The sequence below is a fragment of the Nocardioides sp. YIM 152315 genome (assembly GCF_029210375.1).
Taxonomy (GTDB): Bacteria; Actinomycetota; Actinomycetes; order Propionibacteriales; family Nocardioidaceae; genus Nocardioides.
Genome location: NZ_JARGER010000028.1, coordinates 72,270 through 93,623, shown reverse-complemented (window position 1 = coordinate 93,623; position 21,354 = coordinate 72,270). Strand labels below are relative to the sequence as shown.

20 protein-coding genes are annotated in these 21,354 nt (G+C 71.5%); 10 read left to right on the top strand and 10 right to left on the bottom strand.

Annotation, left to right across the window (positions count from 1 at the left end; genetic code table 11):
- Positions 1-214: 214 nt before the first annotated feature.
- The 6 genes from PZ894_RS09235 to PZ894_RS09210 all read left to right on the top strand — a co-directional run bounded on the left by PZ894_RS09235 (position 215) and on the right by PZ894_RS09210 (position 6,849).
- Positions 215-1,144, top strand: a complete 930-nt coding sequence (locus PZ894_RS09235; protein ID WP_275744210.1) for an alpha/beta fold hydrolase — start codon at positions 215-217, stop codon at positions 1,142-1,144.
- Positions 1,145-1,210: 66 nt separating this feature from the next.
- A complete protein-coding gene (locus PZ894_RS09230) occupies positions 1,211-2,503 on the top strand; it encodes a sugar ABC transporter substrate-binding protein (RefSeq protein ID WP_275744209.1) in 1,293 nt (430 codons plus the stop codon).
- On the top strand, positions 2,500-4,032 hold the full coding sequence (locus PZ894_RS09225) for a sugar ABC transporter ATP-binding protein (RefSeq protein WP_275744208.1): 1,533 nt from the start codon (positions 2,500-2,502) through the stop codon (positions 4,030-4,032). The genes PZ894_RS09230 and PZ894_RS09225 overlap by 4 nt, the downstream gene beginning before the upstream one ends.
- A gap of 7 nt (positions 4,033-4,039) precedes the next feature.
- Positions 4,040-5,074 carry an ABC transporter permease gene (locus PZ894_RS09220; protein ID WP_275744207.1) on the top strand — a complete coding sequence of 345 codons (1,035 nt, stop codon included), beginning with the start codon at positions 4,040-4,042 and terminating at the stop codon, positions 5,072-5,074.
- On the top strand, positions 5,071-5,913 hold the full coding sequence (locus tag PZ894_RS09215) for a mycofactocin-coupled SDR family oxidoreductase (protein WP_275744206.1): 843 nt from the start codon (positions 5,071-5,073) through the stop codon (positions 5,911-5,913). The genes PZ894_RS09220 and PZ894_RS09215 overlap by 4 nt, the downstream gene beginning before the upstream one ends.
- 102 nt (positions 5,914-6,015) lie before the next feature.
- Positions 6,016-6,849, top strand: coding sequence for a mycofactocin-coupled SDR family oxidoreductase (locus PZ894_RS09210; protein WP_275744205.1), 834 nt, complete (start codon positions 6,016-6,018; stop codon positions 6,847-6,849).
- Positions 6,850-6,857: 8 nt separating this feature from the next.
- Here the strand turns inward: PZ894_RS09210 and PZ894_RS09205 are convergent, their stop codons facing one another.
- Genes PZ894_RS09205 through PZ894_RS09195 form a run of 3 tightly spaced genes read right to left on the bottom strand, consistent with a single transcriptional unit; the run spans position 6,858 to position 9,055 of the window.
- Positions 6,858-7,541 carry an HNH endonuclease family protein gene (locus PZ894_RS09205; RefSeq protein WP_275744204.1) on the bottom strand — a complete coding sequence of 228 codons (684 nt, stop codon included), beginning with the start codon at positions 7,539-7,541 and terminating at the stop codon, positions 6,858-6,860.
- Entirely contained in the window at positions 7,535-8,443 is a 909-nt protein-coding gene (locus PZ894_RS09200) for an LCP family protein (RefSeq protein WP_275744203.1), read from the bottom strand. The genes PZ894_RS09205 and PZ894_RS09200 overlap by 7 nt, the downstream gene beginning before the upstream one ends.
- A complete protein-coding gene (locus tag PZ894_RS09195) occupies positions 8,444-9,055 on the bottom strand; it encodes a hypothetical protein (RefSeq protein WP_275744202.1) in 612 nt (203 codons plus the stop codon).
- 187 nt (positions 9,056-9,242) lie between these two features.
- Here PZ894_RS09195 and PZ894_RS09190 point away from each other — a divergent pair, with 187 nt between their 5' ends.
- Both PZ894_RS09190 and PZ894_RS09185 read left to right on the top strand, forming a co-directional pair.
- Complete coding sequence (locus PZ894_RS09190; RefSeq protein ID WP_275744201.1) at positions 9,243-13,001, top strand: multifunctional oxoglutarate decarboxylase/oxoglutarate dehydrogenase thiamine pyrophosphate-binding subunit/dihydrolipoyllysine-residue succinyltransferase subunit; 3,759 nt, start codon at positions 9,243-9,245, stop codon at positions 12,999-13,001.
- Positions 13,001-13,177 (top strand): DUF6104 family protein, encoded by a 177-nt coding sequence (locus tag PZ894_RS09185; protein WP_168929319.1) that lies wholly within the window; start codon positions 13,001-13,003, stop codon positions 13,175-13,177. The genes PZ894_RS09190 and PZ894_RS09185 overlap by 1 nt, the downstream gene beginning before the upstream one ends.
- Before the next feature lie 100 nt (positions 13,178-13,277).
- On the opposite strand, the gene PZ894_RS09180 is transcribed toward PZ894_RS09185, so the two are convergent.
- Entirely contained in the window at positions 13,278-13,835 is a 558-nt protein-coding gene (locus PZ894_RS09180) for a TetR family transcriptional regulator (RefSeq protein ID WP_275744200.1), read from the bottom strand.
- Positions 13,828-16,104, bottom strand: coding sequence for an arylsulfatase (locus PZ894_RS09175; protein WP_275744199.1), 2,277 nt, complete (start codon positions 16,102-16,104; stop codon positions 13,828-13,830). The genes PZ894_RS09180 and PZ894_RS09175 overlap by 8 nt, the downstream gene beginning before the upstream one ends.
- A 62-nt stretch (positions 16,105-16,166) precedes the next feature.
- Between PZ894_RS09175 and PZ894_RS09170 the strand changes: the two genes are divergently transcribed.
- On the top strand, positions 16,167-16,808 hold the full coding sequence (locus PZ894_RS09170) for an acetoacetate decarboxylase family protein (protein WP_275744198.1): 642 nt from the start codon (positions 16,167-16,169) through the stop codon (positions 16,806-16,808).
- 8 nt (positions 16,809-16,816) lie between these two features.
- Complete coding sequence (locus tag PZ894_RS09165; protein ID WP_275744197.1) at positions 16,817-17,221, top strand: MmcQ/YjbR family DNA-binding protein; 405 nt, start codon at positions 16,817-16,819, stop codon at positions 17,219-17,221.
- A gap of 10 nt (positions 17,222-17,231) precedes the next feature.
- On the opposite strand, the gene PZ894_RS09160 is transcribed toward PZ894_RS09165, so the two are convergent.
- From PZ894_RS09160 to PZ894_RS09140, 5 genes are all read right to left on the bottom strand, one after another.
- Positions 17,232-17,801, bottom strand: coding sequence for a G5 domain-containing protein (locus PZ894_RS09160; protein WP_275744196.1), 570 nt, complete (start codon positions 17,799-17,801; stop codon positions 17,232-17,234).
- A gap of 114 nt (positions 17,802-17,915) precedes the next feature.
- Positions 17,916-18,593: an SDR family oxidoreductase gene (locus PZ894_RS09155; RefSeq protein WP_275744195.1), complete on the bottom strand. Its 678-nt coding sequence runs from the start codon at positions 18,591-18,593 to the stop codon at positions 17,916-17,918.
- Positions 18,593-19,561, bottom strand: a complete 969-nt coding sequence (locus tag PZ894_RS09150; protein ID WP_275744194.1) for a zinc-binding dehydrogenase — start codon at positions 19,559-19,561, stop codon at positions 18,593-18,595. Before PZ894_RS09150 ends, PZ894_RS09155 begins: the two co-directional genes overlap by 1 nt.
- 102 nt (positions 19,562-19,663) lie before the next feature.
- Complete coding sequence (locus tag PZ894_RS09145) at positions 19,664-20,848, bottom strand: NADP-dependent malic enzyme (protein WP_275744193.1); 1,185 nt, start codon at positions 20,846-20,848, stop codon at positions 19,664-19,666.
- A 105-nt stretch (positions 20,849-20,953) separates the two neighbouring features.
- Entirely contained in the window at positions 20,954-21,331 is a 378-nt protein-coding gene (locus tag PZ894_RS09140) for a S24/S26 family peptidase (RefSeq protein ID WP_275744192.1), read from the bottom strand.
- Positions 21,332-21,354: the final 23 nt, after the last annotated feature.

Here is a 21,354-nt window from a genome sequence, read left to right as displayed (position 1 = left end):
CGCACGCTCCCGTCCCGGTCGATGGAGCATCCAGTCCCGTCGACCGCTGTCCAGTGATGCTTTACGCTAGCGTGAATCGCCACTTAACAGAAGTGTCCAGTGCCACTTGACACTCGAGGGTGACCGTCGTCACGATGGAGCCCGCTCGAGACCGCGATCCGGTCACGGATCCGCGGCCGGGCCCCGACCACGAACGGCTCACGACGGAGGGCCCATGCAGCGAGAAGACGTCGAGTTCCAGAGCGAGGGCACCACGGTGCGCGGTTGGCTCTACCGGCCGGACACGGACGGTCCGACTCCGGCCGTCGTCCTCGCCGGCGGGTGGTGCTACGTGCGCGAGCTGGTGATGCCCTACTACGCCGAGGCCTTCGCCGCGGCCGGCATCGCCGCCCTGGTGTTCGACTACCGCAACCTCGGCGTGTCCGACGGCGAGCCCCGCCAGCACCTCGACCCCGTCGCCCAGGTGCGCGACTACCAGAACGCGCTGAGCTTCCTCGAGCGCCAGCCCGGCGTCGACGCCGAGCGGCTCGGCGCCTGGGGCATCTCCTACTCAGGCGGACACGTGCTGATCCTCGCGGCGACCGACCCGCGGGTGAGGGCGATCGTCAGCCAGATCCCGGTCGTCGACGGCTACCGCAACATGCGGCGCGTCCACGGCACGATGGGCTACCGGCGGCTGTGGGACGCGATCCTCGAGGACCGCCGGCTGCGGTTCGACGACCAGGCGAAGCGGCTCTACCTGCCGCACGCGACCGAGGACCCCGAGCACGAGCTCTCCGCGTGGCCGTTCCCGGAGACCCTGCGCACGTTCGCCCAGCTCCAGGCCACCGAGGCGCCGCTCTACCAGAACCTCAGCACGATGGAGTCGGTCGACCTGCTGCTCGACTACGACGTCAACTACTTCGTCCCGCGGATCTACGACACGCCGACCATGATGATCGTCGCCGAGGGCGACGACCTGACGCTGTGGGACCTCGAGATCGAGTCGTTCAACGCGATCCCGACGTCGAAGAAGGAGCTCGTCGTGCTCCCCCACACGAGCCACATGACCCTCTACAGCGATCGCGACAAGCTCGGGCGCGCCGCCAAGCACGCGACGGAATGGTTCGTCGCGCAGCTGCTCACCCCCGCCACCCACACCTGACGGGCACCACTCCACCACTCCTCTCCGGCCGGCCGTGCGCCGCCCGTCAGTCCCAAGGAGGGACCCATGGCTTCCACCGAGTCCAAGCTCGTCGACTTCGCCAAGAACGCGCCGTTCCCCCACCCTCTCTCGCGACGGTCGTTCCTCTCCGCGATGGCGGCCGCGGGCATCGTCGTCGGCGTCTCCGCCTGCGGGGACGACAGCGCGTCGGGCTCCGGCGGCACCGGCGGCTCCGGATCGACGGTCACCGACCCAACCTGGTGTCAGGTGACGACCCTGTCCAACGACTTCTTCGTGGCCTTCGCCGACGGCGGCAAGCAGGCGATGGAGGCACTCGGCGTCAAGACCAACACCGTGGAGGACGGCGGCAACGTCAACACCGCGATCGGCCAGGTCGGCAACGTGCAAGCCGCCGGCGGCAAGTCGATCTTCGGTACCCCGGCGACCGAGGCGCAGGCCGCCGCCGTCACCAAGGCGTGCCAAGCCGCGGGCATCCTCTACGCGAGCTCCTACACCGCCCCGCCTTGGTACACCCCGGCCGACGCCGACAAGTGGATCCGATTCCTCACCCCACCGTCGGTCAAGATCGCCGAGGCGACCGCCCGCGCGCTCTTCGATAAGGTCGGTGGCTCGGGCACCGTCATCCACGTCCCCGGCCAGAAGGGCTCCTCCGCCGACGACCAGCGGACGGCCGGCATGCGGACGGCGCTCAAGGACTTCCCGGACATCGAGATCGTCACCACCTCGCCGGGCAACTGGACGTCGGAGGACGCGCGCAAGGCCTTCGAGAACACGCTGCCCTCGGTCTCGGACTTCGTCGGCGTCTTCGCGCAGAACGACAGCGAGGCCGCGGGCGTGATCGCCGCCCTCGACGCGCAGGGCATCAAGGGAAAGTTCGTCACCGGCTTCGACGGCAACCAGCAGAACGTCGAGTACATCGCCGAGGGCAAGCAGTACCTCACGAGCGCCACCATCGGCGGCCTCACCGCCGGCCTGCTCGGCATCACCGCCTTCGACGCGCTGAACGGTGTGGAGTTCAGCCTCCCGGAGCGGTTCATGTCGCAGGGCGCCCTGCTGGTCGACCCCGACTCGGCCGACACCGTCCTCAAGACGATCTACGGCGGCCAGCTGCCGTTCGAGTGGGAGAAGATGAGCCGGGTCCTCAACCCCGACAGCTGGGACCCGCAGACCCTGCTCAATCCGATCGACCCGAACGAGTACTACGCGGGTGTCGCGCAGGACGAATACCAGCTCAACTCGGCATGGGACGACGCCGACATCGCCGGCGTGCGCACGACGTACGAGCAGGCCTTCAAGTCCGGCCCCCTCTTCGAGTTCAAGGACTCGCTGGTCGCATGACGGCTGCCCCGACCCTCCACCTCACCGGCGTCTCGAAGTCGTACGGCCCCGTCCGCGCGCTGCAGGACGTGTCGCTGGAGGTCCGGCCCGGCGAGGTGCTCGGCCTGATCGGCGAGAACGGCGCCGGCAAGTCCACGCTCATCGGGGTCGTCGCCGGCACCGTGCGACCCGACGCGGGCGTGGTGCGCGTGCACGGGCGGGACGCCCCGCTGGGGGACGCCCGCGCGATGAGCGCGTCGGGCGTCTCGGTGGTCGTCCAGGAGCAGGCACTGGTCGAGTCGCTGCGGGTCTACGAGAACCTCTACCTCGGCCGCGAGGTCGACCTCGTCGGCCGAGCCCCGGGGCGCGGGCGCCGCCTCCGCAGGCTGGCCCGCACCCTGCTGGCCGAGCTGCACCTCGACGAGATCGACGCCGACGCCGTCGTCGCCGACCTCACCTATCCCCAGCGCCAGCTGGTCGAGATCGCGAAGGCGTTCGCGATCGCCGGTGGCAGTGACGCGCCGCCGATCATCCTGCTCGACGAGCCCACCAGCGCGCTGACAGAGCACGAGGCCGAGATCCTCTTCGACCTCATCGCCCGCTGGCGCGACCGGGTCGCGTTCATCTACGTCTCCCACATCCTCCAGGACGTGCTGCGGCTCAGCACCAGGCTGCTCGTGCTCCGCGACGGCCGCGTCGTCGACACCCTCGCCAACGACGAGGTGACCGATCAACAGCTCCACGCGCTGATGGTCGGCCGCGCGCGCAGCACCGACTACTACCGCGAGGAGGAGCAGTCCGGCGCACAGGACGACACCCCGGTCGCCGAGCTGCGGTCGGCGTCGAGCGCGGCGGACTTCACCCAGGTCGACCTCGTGGTCCGGCCCGGCGAGATCGTTGGGCTGGCCGGCGTCGTCGGCTCGGGCAAGTCGTCGGTCGCGGCCGCGATCGCCGGCGCCCTCCCCCTCTCCGACGGCGAGGTGGTGATCGCCGGCCGGACCCGGCGACGGTGGAGCGTGAGCCACGCCGTCCGGCAGGGCGTCCTCTACGTCCCACCGGAGCGGGCCCGCGACTCCCTCTTCCCCAACGCCTCCGTGCGCAGCAACATCACGATTGGGTTCCTCGACCTGCTCGCCCGACGCTCCGTGCGGCTGCTGCGGATCCGCGACGAACGGGCCCGGGCGACGGAGCTGAGCCGCCGGCTGGCGGTCAAAGCCAGTTCGCTGTCGGTGCCGGTGCGCGAGCTGAGTGGGGGCAACCAGCAGAAGACCGTCTTCGCCCGGTGGATCGGGCGCGGCCACTGCCAGGTCCTCGTCCTCGACGACCCGACCCGCGGCATCGACGTCGGCACCCGTGAGGAGATCTACGGCCTGATCCGCTCGTTGGCCGCCGACGGCATCGGTGTGGTCCTGTGCACCGAGTCGCTAGAGGAGGTGATCGGTCTCGCCGACCGGGTCGTCGTCATGCGCGACGGTCGGGTGAGCGCCGAGATCGACGCCCCCGGATCCACCAAGCCCACCGAGATCGACATCGTCGAGCACATGATGTGAGGACCGGATGACCCAGAACCTGATGGACGAGACGGCGACGGCCCCACGGCAGTCACGCGGCTCCGGCGCCCCGGGCGGCGGGCCGCTCGCGGTCGCCGGGAGCCTGTGGGGGCGATACCGGAACATGCTGGTGCCGGTCCTCGCCCTGGTGGGCCTCGTCCTCTACTTCCAGTCGCAGTCGCCCGCCTTCGTCTCAGAGGGATCGGCGCAGAACATCCTGCGCCAGATGGCCTTCCTGACCGTCCTCGCGCTGGCCGGCACGTTCGTCATCCTGATCGGCGGCATCGACCTGTCGGTCGCCGCCAACGCGACCCTCGCGGGCATCCTGATCGCCACCTGGATCGACGACTACGGCGGCGCGCTCGCGATCGCGATGGTGATCGCGGTGGGCGCGCTCGTCGGCCTCGCCAACGGGCTGATCACGACGGTGCTCAAGGTGCCGTCGTTCCTGGTGACGCTCGGCATGATGTCGATCCTCAACGGCATCTCCAACCAGATCTCCGACGGCGGCCCGGTCTCCTTCGCCTCCGGCCTGCTCCAGACCCTCGTCAACGAGTCGACGGTCGGGAGCATCCCCAACGGCGCCCTGATCGCCATCGGCCTGACGGTGCTGCTCACGGTGATCGCGTTCGCGACGTCCTACGGCCGGCACCTGTACGCCGTGGGCGGCAACGAGCGCGCCGCCGCGCTGAGCGGGATCCGGGTGCGCGCGGTCAAGCTGTCGGTCTTCGCGCTGGCCGGTGCGATCGCGGCGATCGCGGGGATCATCTTCACCGGACAGGCGAGCACCGGTGTGCCGATGGGCGCCGATGCCAGCCTGCTCAACTCCATCGCGGCCATCGTCGTCGGGGGCACCGCGCTGTCGGGCGGCATCGGCGGCCCGCACCGCACGCTGCTCGGGGCGCTCGTCATCGTCATCCTCGGCTCCGGCATGGACATCACCGCGGTCGACCCCTACACCCAGCTCGTCGTGAAGGGCATCGTCGTGATCGCCGCGGTGGCGCTGACGATCGACCGGCGACGCTACGGGGTGATCAAGTGAGCACGCGGACCGGCCGGGTCGCCGGCCTCGTCGCCCTCGTGACCGGCGCCGCGCGCGGCCAGGGCCGCAGCCACGCCGTACGCCTGGCCGAGGAGGGTGCCGACGTCATCGTCGTCGACGTCTGCGCCGACCTGCCGGAGGTGCCCTACCCGCTCGGCACCCGGGCCGACCTCGAGGACACTGTGGCGGCCGTCGAGGAGGCAGGCGGCACGGCGATCGCCCGCGTCGCCGACGTCCGCGACGGTGCCGCGCTACGCGAAGCGGTGGACGACGGCGTCGGCGCCCTCGGGCGCCTCGACGTCGTCTGCGCCAACGCCGGAGTCAACGCGCCCGGACCGGCCCACGAGCTGTCCGAGGAGACCTGGCAGTGCGTGGTCGACGTCGACCTCTCCGGCACCTGGCGCACCGTCGCGGCGAGCGTGCCGCACCTGCGGGCGGGCGGGCGGGGCGGGTCGATCGTGCTGACCAGCTCGGCGGCGGGGCTCACGGGCTACGCGAACATCGCCCACTACACCGCCGCCAAGCACGGGGTGAACGGGCTGATGAAGACGCTCGCGCAGGAGCTGGCGGCCGACCGCATCCGGGTCAACAGCGTCAACCCAACCCAGGTCGACACCCCCATGATCATGAACGACCCCATGTACGCCCTCTTCTGCCCCGACCTCGAGCACCCCGGGCGCGAGGACTTCGCGCCGGTCTCGCAGGCCATGAACGCCCTGCCGGTGCCGTGGGTCGAGGCGAGCGACATCAGCGACGCCGTGCTGTTCCTGGCGTCGCCCGAATCGCGCTACATCAGCGGCGTGGCGCTGCCCGTGGACGCGGGCGTGCTGGTCAAGTGAGCGTCGTCACAGGAGCGTGAGACAACCCCGGGGACCCTGGGGTCCGAGCAGGTCCGCAGCAACCATCCCAACGAGCAGCACCCGACTGGAGGGACGAGAACAATGGCAGGACGCGTCGAAGGCAAGGTCGCATTCATCACCGGCGCAGCGCGCGGCCAGGGCCGCAGCCACGCTGTCCGCCTGGCGCAGGAGGGCGCCGACATCATCGCGGTCGACGCGATGAAGGACATGGACACCGTCCCCTACCCGATGGCCACCGAGGACGACATGGCGGAGACGGTGCGCCTGGTCGAGGCGCTGGGCCGCCGCATCGTCACGGCCCACGCCGACGTCCGCGACTACGACTCGCTCAAGGAGGCCGTCGACACCGGCGTGGCCGAGCTCGGCCACCTCGACATCGTCTCCGCGAACGCCGGCATCCTGTCCTTCGGCTCCGTGGAGGAGCTCGATGAGGCCACCTGGGGGCAGATGATCGACATCAACCTCAGCGGCGTCTGGCGCACGGCGAAGGCCGCCGCGCCCGTGATGGTCGCGCAGGGCACGGGTGGCTCGATCGTGCTGACGTCGTCGGTCGCCGGCCTCCGCTCGTACGGCGGCGTCGGCCACTACGTCTCGGCCAAGCACGGGGTCGTCGGCCTGATGAAGACCCTGGCCCAGGAGCTCGCCGAGCACCGGATCCGGGTCAACTCGGTGAACCCGACCCAGGTCGACACCGAGATGGTCCAGCACCAAGCGATGTACGACCTCTTCTCCCCCGACCTGGAGCACCCCACGAAGGACGACTTCGCCGCGGCCTCCGGCGAGACGATCCTGCTGCCGATCCCGTGGGTGGAGTCCATCGATGTGAGCAACGCCGTCCTCTTCCTCGCCTCCGACGAGTCGCGGTTCATCACCGGCGTCGCGCTCCCGGTCGACGGCGGCGTCCTGGTCAAGTAGGCGTCCGCTCAGCAGGCGCCGAGCATCTCCTCCAGGCCCGCGACCTCGCTGCGGTCGGCGGTGAGCGACCAGGTCGACTTCACCGCGACCCAGCGCGCGGCGTACTCGCACTGGAAGGAGCGGCGCGGGCGCCAGGCCGCGGGGTCGTCGTCGGACTTGGCGGCGTTCGTCGGCCCGTCGACCGCGAGCAGCACTGCGAGGTCGTTGGCGTAGGCCTCGCGGCGTCGCTCCGACCACGACGCGGCGCCGGAGCGCCAGGCCTCGGCGAGCGGGACGACGTGGTCGATCTGGATCGCCTGCGCCTGCGCCGGCGCCTTGAGGTCGTCGAAGGTCAGGGTGCGGCCGGTGTAGGGGTCCGGCCAGGAGCCGGCGAGCACGTCGTGGTCGCAGGCCCCCTGCGTCGCGACCGTGACGGTGCCGGGCAGCGCGTCGCGCAGGAGCACGTCGTCGCGCTGGTTGCAGCCGTTGCCGTCGGTGTCCGCCCATGCAGTGCCGAAGGCGTCGCGGTCGTACGCCGGGCCGGCGGCGGAGCGCGGCACGACGTCGAGCCGGTCGAGCGCCCGTGTCGCCTCGGCCGGCCGGATCGCCCCGGCCGGCGCGGGATCGCCCGCCGGCGCGGTCTCGCCGCCGGTCACCGTGCACGCCGCGAGCAGGAGCACGCCCGCGGCAGCCGCGGCGACCCGGGTCAGCACCGCTCGATGGTCGCGTCCTGGCGGGCCGCGTCGCCGTAGCGGCGTGCCTGGTCGACGTTCGGGATCACGACGCTGGCGCCCCCGACGTTGCCGATGCCGCCCTGGACCACGCAGTTGGTGATCTTCGCGGGCACCACCTGCGCGGCCGCCTGGGCGAGCCGGAAGAGCTCGGCCGGGGACAGGTCGGTGTGCATGTGGGCCATCACGGAGAGCACACCGCGCTCGATGAAGCCGGGGACGGCCGCACGGGCGCGGATCTTCCCCTGGATGCCGCGCAGCACCCGCTGCTGGTTGGCGGACCGGTCGAAGTCGCCGCCGATCAGCTGGTGCCGGCTGCGCGAGAACGCCATCGCGGCGTACCCGTTGAGGTGGATGCGGCCCTTCTTGAAGCCCTTGCGGTTGAGGTTCTCGTCGAAGAACCACCGCGGGTTGGACACCTCGATGCCGCCGATGTCGTTGACCATGTCCTCGAAGAACGGGAAGCGGGTCACGAAGACGTAGTCCGGCTGGACGCCGACGAGGTCGCCGACGGTCTGGCCGAGCAGCTGCGGCCCGCCGTACGCGAGCGCGGCGTTGATGCGGCTCGACCCGTAGCCCGGGATCGACACCCAGGAGTCCCGCGGGATGCCGATGGCGGTGGCCGCACCGGTCTTGGTGTTCATCCCGACCAGCTGGAGGGCGTCGCCGCGGGTCCGGGTCATGTCCTCGCCCGGCCGGGCGTCGGAGCCCACGGCCAGGATCCAGACCACGTCGGGGGTGAGGTCGACGCCGTCGGCGCGCTGCACCTTCACCAGCTCGACCTCGGTGCTCTTCACCGCCGAGTCGGGGATCACCAGGCCGGCGACGGCGAGCACCGCGCCGATCGCGACGACGCGGAGCACGCGGGGGAACCGGGCCCTCATCTAGATCGCCTCCTTCGTGACGTCGTAGCCGAAGACCTGCCAGCCCTGGCCGCCCTTCGTGAGGTAGAGCCGCCCGGCGACCTTGACCCGCTCGGAGGTCGCGCCGGTGGTGTCGAACTTGAGGATCACGTGCGCGGTCACGCCGACCGGCTTCCGCTTCACGGCGAGGACGTCGATGCGCACCGCCCGGCCGACCGGCTCGACCCCGTCGATGTCGGCACCGAGGTCGCGGTTGCTCATCAGGCCGGCGTCGCGCTTCGCCTCGGCCCGGGCGCCGGACGTGAAGCCCGGCCACGCCTGGTCGAAGTCGGTGCGCGGGTAGTCGCCGCCGACGTACGCCGCGTCGAGCCAGCCGTCGACGACGGCCTGGACGTCGGCGGACAGCCGGTCCCGGCGGGCACCGCCCAGCTTGCCGGTCACCTCGCCGAAGGACACCTGTGTCTCGACGGCGGGCGCGTCGTCGGCCCCCGTCGAGGCGGTCGTCGCCCCGTCCGGCGCACCGGCGGGATCATCGTCGCCACCGCTGCAACCCGCCAGCGCGAGGGTCGCCGCGAGCGCGGTCCCGACCGTCGCCGCGACCGCACCTGACCTGCGTCGGACTCTCTGACTCATGCTCCGAAGCTCTCCCCGGGAATTGGATCCGTCTCTGCCGATCCGGACGAAGTCTGCAACGTCACCTTGTGGCCCTCGGCACACCACGCCGAATTGCCCTGCGGGCAGTCTGCATTTGCTGGGGCGGGGGTCTAGCCTTGACGTCTGACACTCCCCCGCGCACGTACCGGAAGAGGCGAATCAACCCGTGCCGCAGTCCCCAGGTAGTCAGTCCGAGCTCGCGTCTGCCGACTTCGGCGCCAACGAGTGGCTCGTCGAGGAGATGTACGAGCAGTACCAACGGGACCCGGACAGCGTCGATCCGACCTGGAAGAAGTACTTCCAGTCCAACGGCACCCAGTCCGCCAGCACCGAGGCCGGAGCCGGCGCCGCCAACGGTACGACGCAGACCGCCCCCGAGAGCAAGTCGACGGCGTCGCCAACGCCGGCCGCGAAGCCCGCCCGGCAGTCCGCTCCGGCGCAGGAGCACAAGCCGGACCCGACGCCGACCCCCGCCCCCGTCGCGAAGCCGCGCCCGGAGTCGAAGGCCGCCGAGCCGGCGAAGGGCACCACGAGCCCGGTGCCGAAGGAGTCCCGGCCGGCCGCTCCGGCCCCCGCGAAGGACGAGCCGACCTACACCGTGCTCCGCGGCGCGCCGGCCCGCACGGCCCAGAACATGGACGTCTCCCTGTCGGTCCCGACCGCCACCTCGGTGCGCTCGGTGCCCGTGAAGCTGCTGTGGGACAACCGCACGGTCATCAACAACCACCTCGCCCGCGCCCGCGGCGGCAAGGTCTCCTTCACCCACCTGATCGGCTACGCCCTGGTCCAGGCGCTGAAGGCGATGCCGGAGATGAACGCCGGCTACGACGTGGTCGACGGCAAGCCCAACCTGATCACCCCCGCCCACATCAACCTCGGCCTGGCGATCGACGTCAGGAAGTCCGACGGCAGCCGGCAGCTGCTCGTGCCGAGCATCAAGGCCGCCGAGACGATGGACTTCGCGGCGTTCTGGACGGCGTACGAGGAGATCGTCCGCAAGACCCGCGACAACAAGCTGACGCTCGAGGACTTCCAGGGCACCACGATCTCGCTGACCAACCCGGGCGGCATCGGCACGGTCCACTCGGTGCCGCGCCTGATGAAGGGCCAGGGCGCGATCCTCGGCGTGGGCGCGATGGAGTACCCCGCCGAGTGGCAGGGCGCGTCGGCCGACGCGATCGCCCGCAACGGCATCAGCAAGGTCATGACGCTGACCTCGACGTACGACCACCGGGTCATCCAGGGCGCGCAGTCAGGCGAGTTCCTCAAGCGGCTCCACGAGCTGCTGCTCGGCGGAGACGACTTCTTCGACGAGATCTTCCGGTCGCTGCGGATCCCCTACCAGCCGATCCGCTGGAACGCTGACATCGCGACCTCGCACGACGACGAGATCTCAAAGCAGGCGCGCATCCTCGAGCTGATCCACGCCTACCGGGTCCGCGGCCACATGATGGCCGACACCGACCCGCTGGAGTACCGCCAGCGCACCCACCCCGACCTCGAGGTGGAGTCGCACGGGCTGACCCTGTGGGACCTCGACCGCGAGTTCGCGACCGGCTCGTTCGGCGGCGAGGGCCGGCGCTTCATGAGGCTGCGCGACATCCTCGGCATCCTGCGCGACTCCTACTGCCGCACCACCGGCATCGAGTACATGCACATCATGGACCCCGAGCAGCGCCGGTGGATCCAGGAGCGCGTCGAGCAGCCCCACACCAAGCCGCCCCGCGAGGAGCAGCTGCGGATCCTGCTCAAGCTCAACCAGGCCGAGGCGTTCGAGACCTTCCTGCAGACCAAGTTCGTCGGCCAGAAGCGCTTCTCCCTCGAGGGCGGCGAGACCACGATCCCGGTCATCGACGAGATCTGCGAGGCGGCCGCCGAGGCCGGCCTCGACGAGGTCACGATGGGCATGGCCCACCGCGGCCGTCTCAACGTGCTCGCCAACATCGTCGGCAAGAAGTACAGCCAGATCTTCCGCGAGTTCGAGGGCAACATCGACCCGCGCACCGTCCAGGGCTCCGGCGACGTGAAGTACCACCTCGGTGCCGAGGGCGCGTTCACCGCCGGCTCGGGTGCCGAGATCAAGGTCTCCGTCGCCGCGAACCCCTCCCACCTCGAGGCCGTCGACCCGGTCCTGGAGGGCATCGCCCGCGCCAAGCAGGACGTGCTCGACCAGGGGGCGGCGTACCCGGTGCTTCCCCTGCTGGTGCACGGCGACGCGGCGTTCGCCGGCCAGGGCGTCGTCGCCGAGACCCTGAACCTGTCCCAGCTGCGCGGCTACCGCACCGGCGGCACGATCCACGTGGTCGTCAACAACCAGGTCGGGTTCACCACCTCGCCGGGCTCGTCGCGCTCGTCGCTCTACTGCACCGACGTGGCGCGCATGGTGCAGGCGCCGATCTTCCACGTCAACGGCGACGACCCCGAGGCCTGCATCCGGGTCGCGCGGCTGGCCTTCGAGTACCGCCAGGCGTTCAACAAGGACGTCGTCATCGACCTGGTCTGCTACCGCCGACGCGGTCACAACGAGGGCGACGACCCGTCGTACACGCAGCCCCTGATGTACGACCTGATCGAGCAGAAGCGCTCGGTGCGCAAGCTCTACACGGAGTCCCTCATCGGTCGTGGCGACATCACGATCGAGGAGGCCGAGCAGGTCCTGCGCGACTACCAGCAGCAGCTCGAGCGGGTCTTCACCGAGGTGCGCGAGGCCAGCAGCCAGCCCTCGGAGTGGACGACGGTGCCCGACTACCCGGACAAGCCGATCGGCGAGACGCGCACCGTCGTGACCATGGACGTGATGAAGCGGATCTCGGACGCCTACGTCACCCCGCCGGAGGGCTTCACGGTCCACCCGAAGGTGATGCCGCAGCTCCAGCGCCGCGCCGCCGCGATCGCCGAGGGCCCGATCGACTGGGGCACCGGCGAGATCCTCGCCTTCGGCTCGCTCCTCATGGAGGGGCGGCCCGTGCGCCTGGCCGGCCAGGACTCGCGTCGCGGCACCTTCGTCTCGCGGTTCGCGACGATCATCGACCGGCAGAACGCCGACGAGTGGACGCCGCTGGCCAACCTGACCGAGGAGCAGGCGAAGTTCTACGTCTACGACTCGCTGCTCTCGGAGTACGCCGCGCTCGGGTTCGAGTACGGCTACTCCGTGGCGCGTCCGGAGGCGCTCGTCCTCTGGGAGGCGCAGTTCGGCGACTTCGTCAACGGCGCGCAGACCGTGATCGACGAGTTCATCTCGTCCGGCGAGAGCAAGTGGCGCCAGCAGTCCGGCGTCGTGCTGCTGCTGCCGCACGGCTACGAGGGCCAGGGTGCCGACCACTCCTCCGCCCGGATCGAGCGGTTCCTGACGATGGCCGCCGACGAGGCGTTCGTGGTCGCGCAGCCGTCGACGCCCGCGTCGTACTTCCACCTGCTGCGCCAGCACTCGCTCGGCGAGGAGCACAAGCCGATGATCGTCTTCACGCCGAAGTCGATGCTCAAGCGCAAGGAGGCGGCGTCCCGCCCGGAGGACTTCACCGAGGGCGCGTTCCGGCCGTTCATCTCCGACGCCGCCGCCGACGCCGAGAAGGTCGACACCCTGCTGCTCTGCTCGGGCCGGGTGACCTGGGACCTCATGGTCGAGCGGGCCAAGCGGGAGGACGGCGAGCGCTTCGCGATCGCGCGGGTCGAGCAGCTCTACCCGCGCCCCGAGGCCGAGATCCGCGACGAGATCGCCCGGTACCCGCACCTGCGGACCGTGCGCTGGGTCCAGGACGAGCCGCAGAACATGGGCGCGTGGCCGCACTACGCGCTCACTGTGTGGCCGCACGTCGACGCGCGGGTCGAGCTGGTCTCGCGCCCCGAGTCGTCCTCTCCCGCCGTCGGCACGATCAAGCGTCACGGCGAGGAGCAGAAGGACCTCGTGGCCCGCGCGTTCTCCTGATGTACTTCACCGACCGAGGCATCGAGGAGCTCGAGAAGCGCCGGGGCGACGACGAGGTCACCCTGGCGTGGCTCGCCGAGCGACTCCAGGAGTTCACCGACACCCACCCCGAGTTCGAGACCGCCGTCGAGCGGTTCGCGACCTGGCTGGCCCGGCTGGACGACCCGGAGGACTGACGCCGGGCGTCGCGGGGGCGGAATACCCGGTTCACCGGGTACTCCCGCACTTCTCGGCCGTTGCAACACCCGAGGAGTGCGGGTTCTGCCCGAGAAGTCCTCACGCGAGGGATCGGAAGCCCTGCTCCACGATCTCCGGCAGCGACCCGCCGTCGTCGACCCAGGTCGCGGTGGAGGCGCGGAACACGGCGAAGCCGACGGCCGCGAGCGTGCGGGCGGAGACGTCGTCGCCGAGCTCGCGCGCCACGACGTGCTCCCACGAGTGGAACGTGTCGTAGAGCCTGCCCCGCAGGAGTGGCGAGGTGGCAGCCGCGCGCTGGCGCAGCAGGACGCGCTCACGGTCGGACTCGAAGCCCCGGGCGAGCTCGACGACAGCCGTGCGTACGACGTCGAGCGGGCCGAGGTCGGTCGTCGCCAGCTCGCGGATCCGGCCGCGCAGCTCGGCCTGCCGCTCCGCGCGGCCCATGTCGAGCACCTCGTCCTTGGTGGCGAAGTAGCGGAAGAAGGTGCGGCTGGACACACCGGCGTCGGCGGCGATCGCGTCGACCGACGTGTCGTCGTACCCCTCGTCGGCGAAGCGCCGCAGCGCGGCGTCCTCGAGCGCCCGGCGGGTGCTCGCCTTGCGGGCCTCGCGGCGACCCGTCGCCTGCTCAGTCACCGGCCAGCGCCACCCGCAGCTCGGCGCTCCGCGCCGGCCCGGCCCCCGGCCGCCCGCTGCGCAGCTCGACCCGCCGCAGCGCGCCGTTGAAGGCGAAGGGCGGGCGGTAGTCGGGGCTCACCGCGAGCCCGCGGTCGCGGCCCACCAGCATGCCCGCGCCCGACGAGCCGAGGTTGGGGAAGAACAGCAGGCCGGGCAGCGGAGCGTCAGCGACGTCCGACCCGTCGACGGCCAGCACCAGCCGTGCCTCGCGGCCGGGCTCGTACCGCACCGACAGCACGTGCTCCCCCGCCGGCACCGGGTCGGGCGCGGCGAGCCGGGTGGACCGGTCGAGCAGGGCGAAGGTGGCGACGAGCCGGCCGCCGAGGAGGTACGTCGCCCAGCCGCCGTGGCGGTCGCCGACCGCCGTGATGACGCCCTCGGTGCCGCCAGCCGGCACCTCGACGTACGCCGTGAGCTCGAAGCCGCCCATCAGCGCCGGCAGCTGGCTCTCCTGGATCGGTCCACCGCCGGGTGCGTAGGTCCCCATGGTCGGTGGCGGGAACTCGCCCGGGTGCATGTGGGCCATGGAGCCCGGGAACTCGAAGAGCGGCAGCACCTGGTTGCGACCCGCCTCGGCCCACCACAGCGCCTCCATCCGGCGCACCTTCTCGGGGTGCCGGTCCGCGAGGTCGCGGGCCTGCGAGAAGTCCTCGGCGACGTGGAAGAGCGACCAGCGGTCGGTGTCGTGGTCGAAGCTGCCGGTCAGGTGGGCGCGCTCGTCGAACTGGTTGGCGACGTGGTCGGTCACCGCCATCCAGCCGTCGTCGTAGATGCCGCGGGAGCCGAACATCTCGAAGTACTGCACCTGCCGGTGCTCGGGGGCCTGCGCCGCCGCGAAGCTCGGCAGCAGCGAGGCGCCCTCGACCGGTTGCTGGGTGACGCCGTCCACGGTCTCGGGCACGCCGATGCCGGCCGCGTCCAGCACGGTCGCGTAGAGGTCGACCGCGTGGCAGAACTGCGGGCGTACGCCGCCGAGGCCGCTCAGGCGGTCGCCCCAGCGGATGACGAGCGGCGTGCGCACCCCGCCCAGCCAGGCGTAGCGCTTCCAGAGCCGCAGCGGCGCGTTGCCCGCCCAGGCCCAGCCGAAGGGGTAGTGGTTGTAGGCGTCGTGGCCGCCGATCTCGTCGATGCGCGCGATGGACTCCCCGACGTCCTCGGCCATGCCGAGCCAGCCCGCGGCCTCGTTGAGCGTGCCGGCCGGGCCGCCCTCGGCGCTGGCGCCGTTGTCGGAGAGCACCATCACCATCGTGTCGTCAGCGATGCCACGCTGCTCCAGGTGGTCGAGGAGCCGGCCGAGATGGTGGTCGGTGTGCGTGACGAAGCCCGCGAAGACCTCCATGTAGCGGGCGAACAGCCGGCGCTGGTCGGCCGGGAGCCCGTCCCACTCGGGGATCCACGGCGGTCGCTCGGGCAGCTCGGTGTCGGCCGGGATGATGCCCTCCGCGACCTGTCGGTCGAAGGCCCGCCGCCGCCACGCCTCCCAGCCGTCGTCGAACTGTCCGCGGTAGGGCTCGACCCACTCCTGCGCCACCTGGTGCGGGGCGTGCGCGGCGCCGGGTGCGAAGTAGAGGAAGAACGGCTTGCGTGCCTCCGCCTGCTGCTGGTCCTGCACCATCCGGATCGCCTGGTCGACCAGGTCCTCGGTGAGGTGGTAGCCCTCCTCCGGCGTGTACGGCGGGTCGATGTGGGTGTTGTCGCGGACCAGCTCCGGCGCCCACTGGCTGGTCTCGGCGCCCAGGAATCCGTAGTAGCGCTCGAACCCCTGGCCCAGCGGCCAGCGGTCGAACGGCCCGGCGGCGGAGTACTCGTTCTTGGGCGCGAGGTGCCACTTGCCCACCGCGAGCGTGTTGTAGCCGTGGTCCCGGAGCACCCGGGCCAGGGTCGCTGCCGAGCGCGGGATCCGCCCCGTGTAGCCCGGGAAGCCGAGCGCGGCCTCCTGGGTGACGCCCATGCCGACCGCGTGGTGGTTGCGTCCGGTCAGCAGCGCCGCGCGGGTCGCGGAGCAGACCGAGGTCACGTGGAAGCGGTTGTAGCGCAGGCCCTGCGCGGCCAGGCGGTCGATGTGGGGGGTCGCGATGCCGGAGCCGAAGCACCCGAGCTGGGCGAACCCGACGTCGTCGAGGACGATCATCAGCACGTTCGGGGCGTCCGGCCGGCCGGGCCGCGGGTACTCCGCGAACCGGGGCTCCGACGCCGTGGCCCGCGTCGTGATCCGCTGAGTCTGCACGAAGGCATTCTGTCAGTTGACTGACACTTTCGCCAGCACGCCGGGTGCGGCAGGATGCCCGCATGACCATCGAGTGGGTGGCGTCCCGGGACGCCGAGGTGTCCTATCCCGCGGCGCCGTGGCACATGGTCGGCCAGCTGTGGCTGTCGATCCTCAGGCTCGCGACGCCGGTCGACGGGCTGCGGCCCGCCGGCGTGTACGGCGCGGCGTTCGTCTCGTACGAGCCGGGCAGCCCCCTCACCTACTCCGAGCTCCTCGTCGCCCGCCTGGTGCCGACGGAGCGGCACGGTCGGTGCGTCTCCATCACCGACATCTGGGTGGACTCGCCCGCGTCGGTGGCCGGGGGTCGCGAGCTGTGGGCGATCCCGAAGGGGCTGTGCGACTTCGACCTCGACACCAGGCGCCGCGGTCCGCTGTCGTCGACCGCGTGGTCCACGTCGGTGGAGCGGCGGCCCATCGCGAGCGCGTCCTTCACCGACGTGAGCCGGGCGATGGTGCGGATCCCCTTCAAGGGGATGACCTGGCAGCCGGGCATCGACGACACCGACGGCGAGGAGCGCACCGCGACGCTCCGGGGTTCGTCGAAGGCGCTCCCCTGCCGTGGTCGCTGGGACTTCGCCGCCGACGGCCCCCTGGCCTGGCTGCGCGACGCGCGACAGCTCGCGTCGTTCCGCCAGGCCGACTTCCGGATGTCCTTCGGCTGACGCGCACCGTGCCGAGACGCATCGAGCCCGAGGTCGAGGTCGTACGCCGGATCGGCGCGATCACCCGGCGGCTCCCGGAGGTCCGCGAGGAGGAGGCGTGGACCGGCATCCGGTGGCGGATCCGGTCGAAGACCTTCGCGCACGTGATGGTCGCGCAGCCCGGCTACGAGTCGGCCTACCGTGACATCACGGGCGACCACTCGATCCGCACCGTGCTCACCTTCCGCGCGGTCGGCGACGAGCTGCTCGCCCTCACCCACGCCGGCCCGCCGTTCTACCAACCACCGTGGTCGCCCACGGTCGTCGGCATGGTGCTCGACGACGACACCGACTGGACCGAGGTCGCCGAGCTGGTGACCGAGTCCTACCGCGACTGCGCGCCTCAGAAGCTCGTGCGACTCCTCGACGACTGAGACGTCGAGGTCAGTCGCAACCCCACCCGTCGCCGTCGGCGTCCAGGTCGTAGATGTCGTTGCCGATCACGCGCACCGGACCCTGGGCATAGGCCGGTCCGTTGCCGCTGCCTCCCGCACAGTCGACGTCGGACGCGATCGGGACGCACCCGCTGTAGTTCGGATCGCACCGCTTCGTCGGCTGCGGTGCCTTGGTCCCGTGGAGAACCAGCCTAGTGACCGGCTTGCGCTTGACGACGTTGTTCACGAGCCTGCGGTCGACCCGCAGCCCGTCCTCGAGCGTCAGCCGGAACACCTTGACCCGCAGCCCGGGCCGGCCCTGGCGAGCCACCTTCGTGACGCCCTTCTTGAGGGAAGGCGCCTTGCGGTGCACGGTCCGGAAGGGAATCTTGATCGCCTTCCGGACGCGCTCGTGCGTGACGACGACCTCGACGCCCGGATCTGGCTGCGCACTCGGGCTCTCCGTGGCGACGGCACCAACCGGAGCCGCGGCGATCCGGTCACTCTGGCCGCAGCCCGCCAGCCCGAACATCGTCAATGCCGTGGCCGCGACCGCCACCATGATGCGCTGTCGTCCCATCGTCCCTCCCGGTGTGTGCACTGATGGCGAGGGTAGAGAGCGTTCGCTCCGGGCGAGGCGAGTTGGACCAGAGGCCCGGATCGGTCTAGACCATGCCGGCTGCAGAGAGCCGGCTCAGCCCGCCGGCCGCACGGTCACGTCGGTGATCGTCGCGTCGCGGGGCAGGTCGACCACGCGCACGATCGCGTCGGCGACGGTCTGGGGGCGGATCCAGTCGCCGGCGTCGTACTCCTTGCCCTCCTGGGCGTGCACCTTCTGCTGCATCGGGGTGGCGGTGCGGCCGGGGTAGACCGTCGAGACGCGGACGCCGTGCGCCGCCTCCTCCGAGCGCAGCGAGTCGGCGAGGGCGCGCAGCCCGTGCTTCGAGGCCGCGTAGGCCGACCACCCGGGGTGGGCGACCAGGCCGGCGCTGGAGTTCACGAAGACGACCGTGCCGCGCGCCGACCGGAGCGCGGGCAGGGCGACCCGGGTGAGCGCGGCGGGTGCGACGACGTTGACCCGCAGCTGCGCCGCCCAGTGCTCGATCGACAGGGTCGAGACCGGGCCGAGCTCGACGACGCCGGCGGCGTGCACCACCGAGTCGAGCGAGCCCGGCGGCGTCAGCGACTCGACCGACTCGGGGAACGCCAGGTCGGCGACGAGCACCTCGGCGCCGTCGTACGTCGCCCGCAGCTCCTCGGCACGCGAGTCGGAACGCGCGACCAGCACGACGTCGTCGCCGCGGTCGAGCAGGGTGCGCGCGACGGCCGCCCCGATGCCGGAGCCGGCCCCGGTGACGAGGTGGGTCGTCATCAGCGCGTGAAGACGATCTTGCCGAACTGCTCGCCCTCGAGCATCGCGGCGAAGCCGTCCCGGGCGTCGGTCAGCGGCAGCGTGCGGTCGATCAGCGGCCGGGCGCCGGTGGCGTCGAGCATGGCCACCAGGCCCGCGAGCTCGTCGCGGGTGCCCATCGTGGAGCCGATGACGCTCAGCTGGAGGAAGAAGATCCGGGTGAGCTCGGCGTCGTCGAGGTTCGGGCCGGACGTCGTGCCGGAGGTGACGATCCGGCCGCCCGGCCGCAGGGAGCGGATCGAGTGCGACCAGGTCGCGCGGCCGACGGTCTCGATGACGGCGTCGACCTTGACCGGCAGCCGCTCCCCCGACTCGAACGCGTCGTGCGCTCCGAGCTCGAGCGCCCGCCTCCGCTTGGCCTCGTCGCGGCTGGTGACCAGCACCCGCAGGCCCGCGGCCCGGCCGAGCACGATCGCGGCCGTGGCCACGCCGCCGCCCGCACCCTGGACGAGCACGGTCTCGCCCGCCCGCAGCTGGCCGCGCGAGAAGAGCATCCGGTACGCGGTGAGCCACGCGGTCGGCAGGCAGGCGGCCTCCTCGAAGGAGAGCGACGACGGCTTCGGCACCACGTTGCGGCGCGGCACAGCGACCTTCTCGGCGAACGTGCCCTGGTGGCGCTCCGAGAGCAGCGAGCGCCTCGGGTCGAAGGTCTCGTCGCCGGTCCACGAGGGGTCGCTGATCACCGCGTGGACGACGACCTCGTTGCCGTCCTCGTCGTGGCCGGCCGCGTCGCAGCCGAGGATCATCGGCAGCGACTCCTCGCGCAGCCCGACCCCCCGCAGTGAGAACAGGTCGTGGTGGTTGAGCGACGCCGCCTTGACGGTGACCGTCGTCCACCCGTCCGGTACGTCGGGGTCGGGCCGCTCCCCCACCTGCAGGGCGGAGAGCGGGTCGTCCTTGGAGAACCGGTCGGCGTAGACGGCGAGCATTCCTCGAACCTACCGGTGGTTTCGAGACGGGCGCAGAACGCCCTCCTCAACCACCGACGAACGGTGGTTGAGGAAGGACGAAGTCCTGTCTCGAAACCACAGTCACCGCAGTCGCGCCACACCGTCCCGGCGTGCGGCATCGGCCACAGCGGCCGCGACCGCGGGCCCGACCCGCGGGTCGAACGGCGAGGGGACGACGAGGTCCTCGGTCAGGTCGTCGCCCACCAGGTCGGCCAGCGCCTGCGCCGCGGCGAGCTTCATGCCCTCGGTGATCGCGGTGGCGTGCACGTCGAACGCACCCCGGAAGATGCCGGGGAAGGCCAGGACGTTGTTGATCTGGTTCGGGAAGTCCGAGCGACCCGTCGCGACCACGCGGGCGTGCCGGTGGGCGACCTCGGGGTGCACCTCGGGGTTCGGGTTGGCCATCGCGAAGATGATCGCGTCGGGTGCCATCCGCGCGACGTCCTCCTCGGGCACCGTGCCGCCCGAGACGCCGAGGTAGACGTCGGCGCCGTCGAGCACGTCGGCGAGGCTGCCAGTGCGCCCCGTCTTGTCCGCAGTCATCTCGGCCAGCGCGCGCTTGACCGGCGTGAGGTCGTGGCGCCCGGAGTGCACCACACCCTTGCGGTCGGTGACCGCGATGTCGGTGATGCCGGCCTCGAGGAGGATCTCCGCGATCGCGACGCCAGCCGCTCCGGCCCCGGAGATCACCACGCGGGTGGTCTCGGCGGCGCGGCCGGTCAGGCGCAGCGCGTTCTGCAGCGCGGCCAGGGCGACCACCGCCGTGCCGTGCTGGTCGTCGTGGAAGACCGGGATGTCGAGCCGGTCCTTGAGCCGCGCCTCGATCTCGAAGCACCGCGGCGCGGAGATGTCCTCGAGGTTGATCCCGCCGAAGCTCGGCGCGAGGCGCACGACGGTCTCGATGATCTCCTCGGTGTCGGTGGTGTCCAGGCAGATGGGGACGCCGTCGACGTTCCCGAACTGCTTGAAGAGCACCGCCTTGCCCTCCATCACGGGCATCGCGGCGGACGGCCCGATGTCACCGAGGCCGAGGACGGCGGTGCCGTCGGTGACGACCGCGACGGTGTTGGGCACCCACGTGTAGTGCTGGGTCATCGCCGGGTCCTCCGCGATCGCCTCGCAGACGCGCGCGACGCCGGGCGTGTACGCCAGCGACAGGTCGTCGGCGCCCCCGAGCGCGACGGTCGACCGCACCTCCATCTTCCCGCCTACGTGCAGGTCGAAGACGGGGTCGCCGGCGTGCGGGTGGGAGCGGTCGAGGGTCATCGCGAGACCTGGCTTTCCAGACGAGGGGCGTGCAACGAAGGGGGTCCGGTTCGACGCGCGGGGTGTGCGCGGATGGTCTCGGACCGCGGGGGATCTCCCTCGTCGTCAGTCTCGCACAGGGGCGCGGGCGAGGAGACGAGGCCGCGGCCAGATCCGGGCAACGGTGACCGCCCTCACGTCGCCGTCGGCCACGACGCCACGGTGGCGCGAGTCGACGCCCGCCCCCGCGTTGTCGCTGAGCAGCCACCATCCCGGGGCGCCCGCCCGCGTCGTACGACGCTCGGCGGCGCGCTTCACGGCGACGGTCCCGTCCGCGAACCTGGCGACCACGACGTCGCCCACCCGGGGACCGCGACGGTAGGAGACGAGCAGCCGGTCGCCCGCCCGCAGCGTCGGCAGCATCGAGTCGCCCCGCACGACGGCGAGGCCCCACCGGCGGGTGTCTCCCGGCGTGGACCGGGTACCTCGTTCGTGCTGCGGCACGCGGAGTAGTGTCGCAGCCAAAC

Coding starts and splice junctions, on each gene's coding strand:
- PZ894_RS09160 (WP_275744196.1), bottom strand. CDS start 17,801: ATGGGACGACAGCGCATCATGGTGGCGGTCGCGGCCACGGCATTGACG.
- PZ894_RS09200 (WP_275744203.1), bottom strand. CDS start 8,443: ATGAGGGCCCGGTTCCCCCGCGTGCTCCGCGTCGTCGCGATCGGCGCG.
- PZ894_RS09155 (WP_275744195.1), bottom strand. CDS start 18,593: ATGACGACCCACCTCGTCACCGGGGCCGGCTCCGGCATCGGGGCGGCC.
- PZ894_RS09195 (WP_275744202.1), bottom strand. CDS start 9,055: ATGAGTCAGAGAGTCCGACGCAGGTCAGGTGCGGTCGCGGCGACGGTC.
- PZ894_RS09185 (WP_168929319.1), top strand. CDS start 13,001: ATGTACTTCACCGACCGAGGCATCGAGGAGCTCGAGAAGCGCCGGGGC.
- PZ894_RS09210 (WP_275744205.1), top strand. CDS start 6,016: ATGGCAGGACGCGTCGAAGGCAAGGTCGCATTCATCACCGGCGCAGCG.
- PZ894_RS09220 (WP_275744207.1), top strand. CDS start 4,040: ATGACCCAGAACCTGATGGACGAGACGGCGACGGCCCCACGGCAGTCA.
- PZ894_RS09225 (WP_275744208.1), top strand. CDS start 2,500: ATGACGGCTGCCCCGACCCTCCACCTCACCGGCGTCTCGAAGTCGTAC.
- PZ894_RS09235 (WP_275744210.1), top strand. CDS start 215: ATGCAGCGAGAAGACGTCGAGTTCCAGAGCGAGGGCACCACGGTGCGC.
- PZ894_RS09150 (WP_275744194.1), bottom strand. CDS start 19,561: ATGCTCGCCGTCTACGCCGACCGGTTCTCCAAGGACGACCCGCTCTCC.
- PZ894_RS09145 (WP_275744193.1), bottom strand. CDS start 20,848: ATGACCCTCGACCGCTCCCACCCGCACGCCGGCGACCCCGTCTTCGAC.
- PZ894_RS09230 (WP_275744209.1), top strand. CDS start 1,211: ATGGCTTCCACCGAGTCCAAGCTCGTCGACTTCGCCAAGAACGCGCCG.
- PZ894_RS09170 (WP_275744198.1), top strand. CDS start 16,167: ATGACCATCGAGTGGGTGGCGTCCCGGGACGCCGAGGTGTCCTATCCC.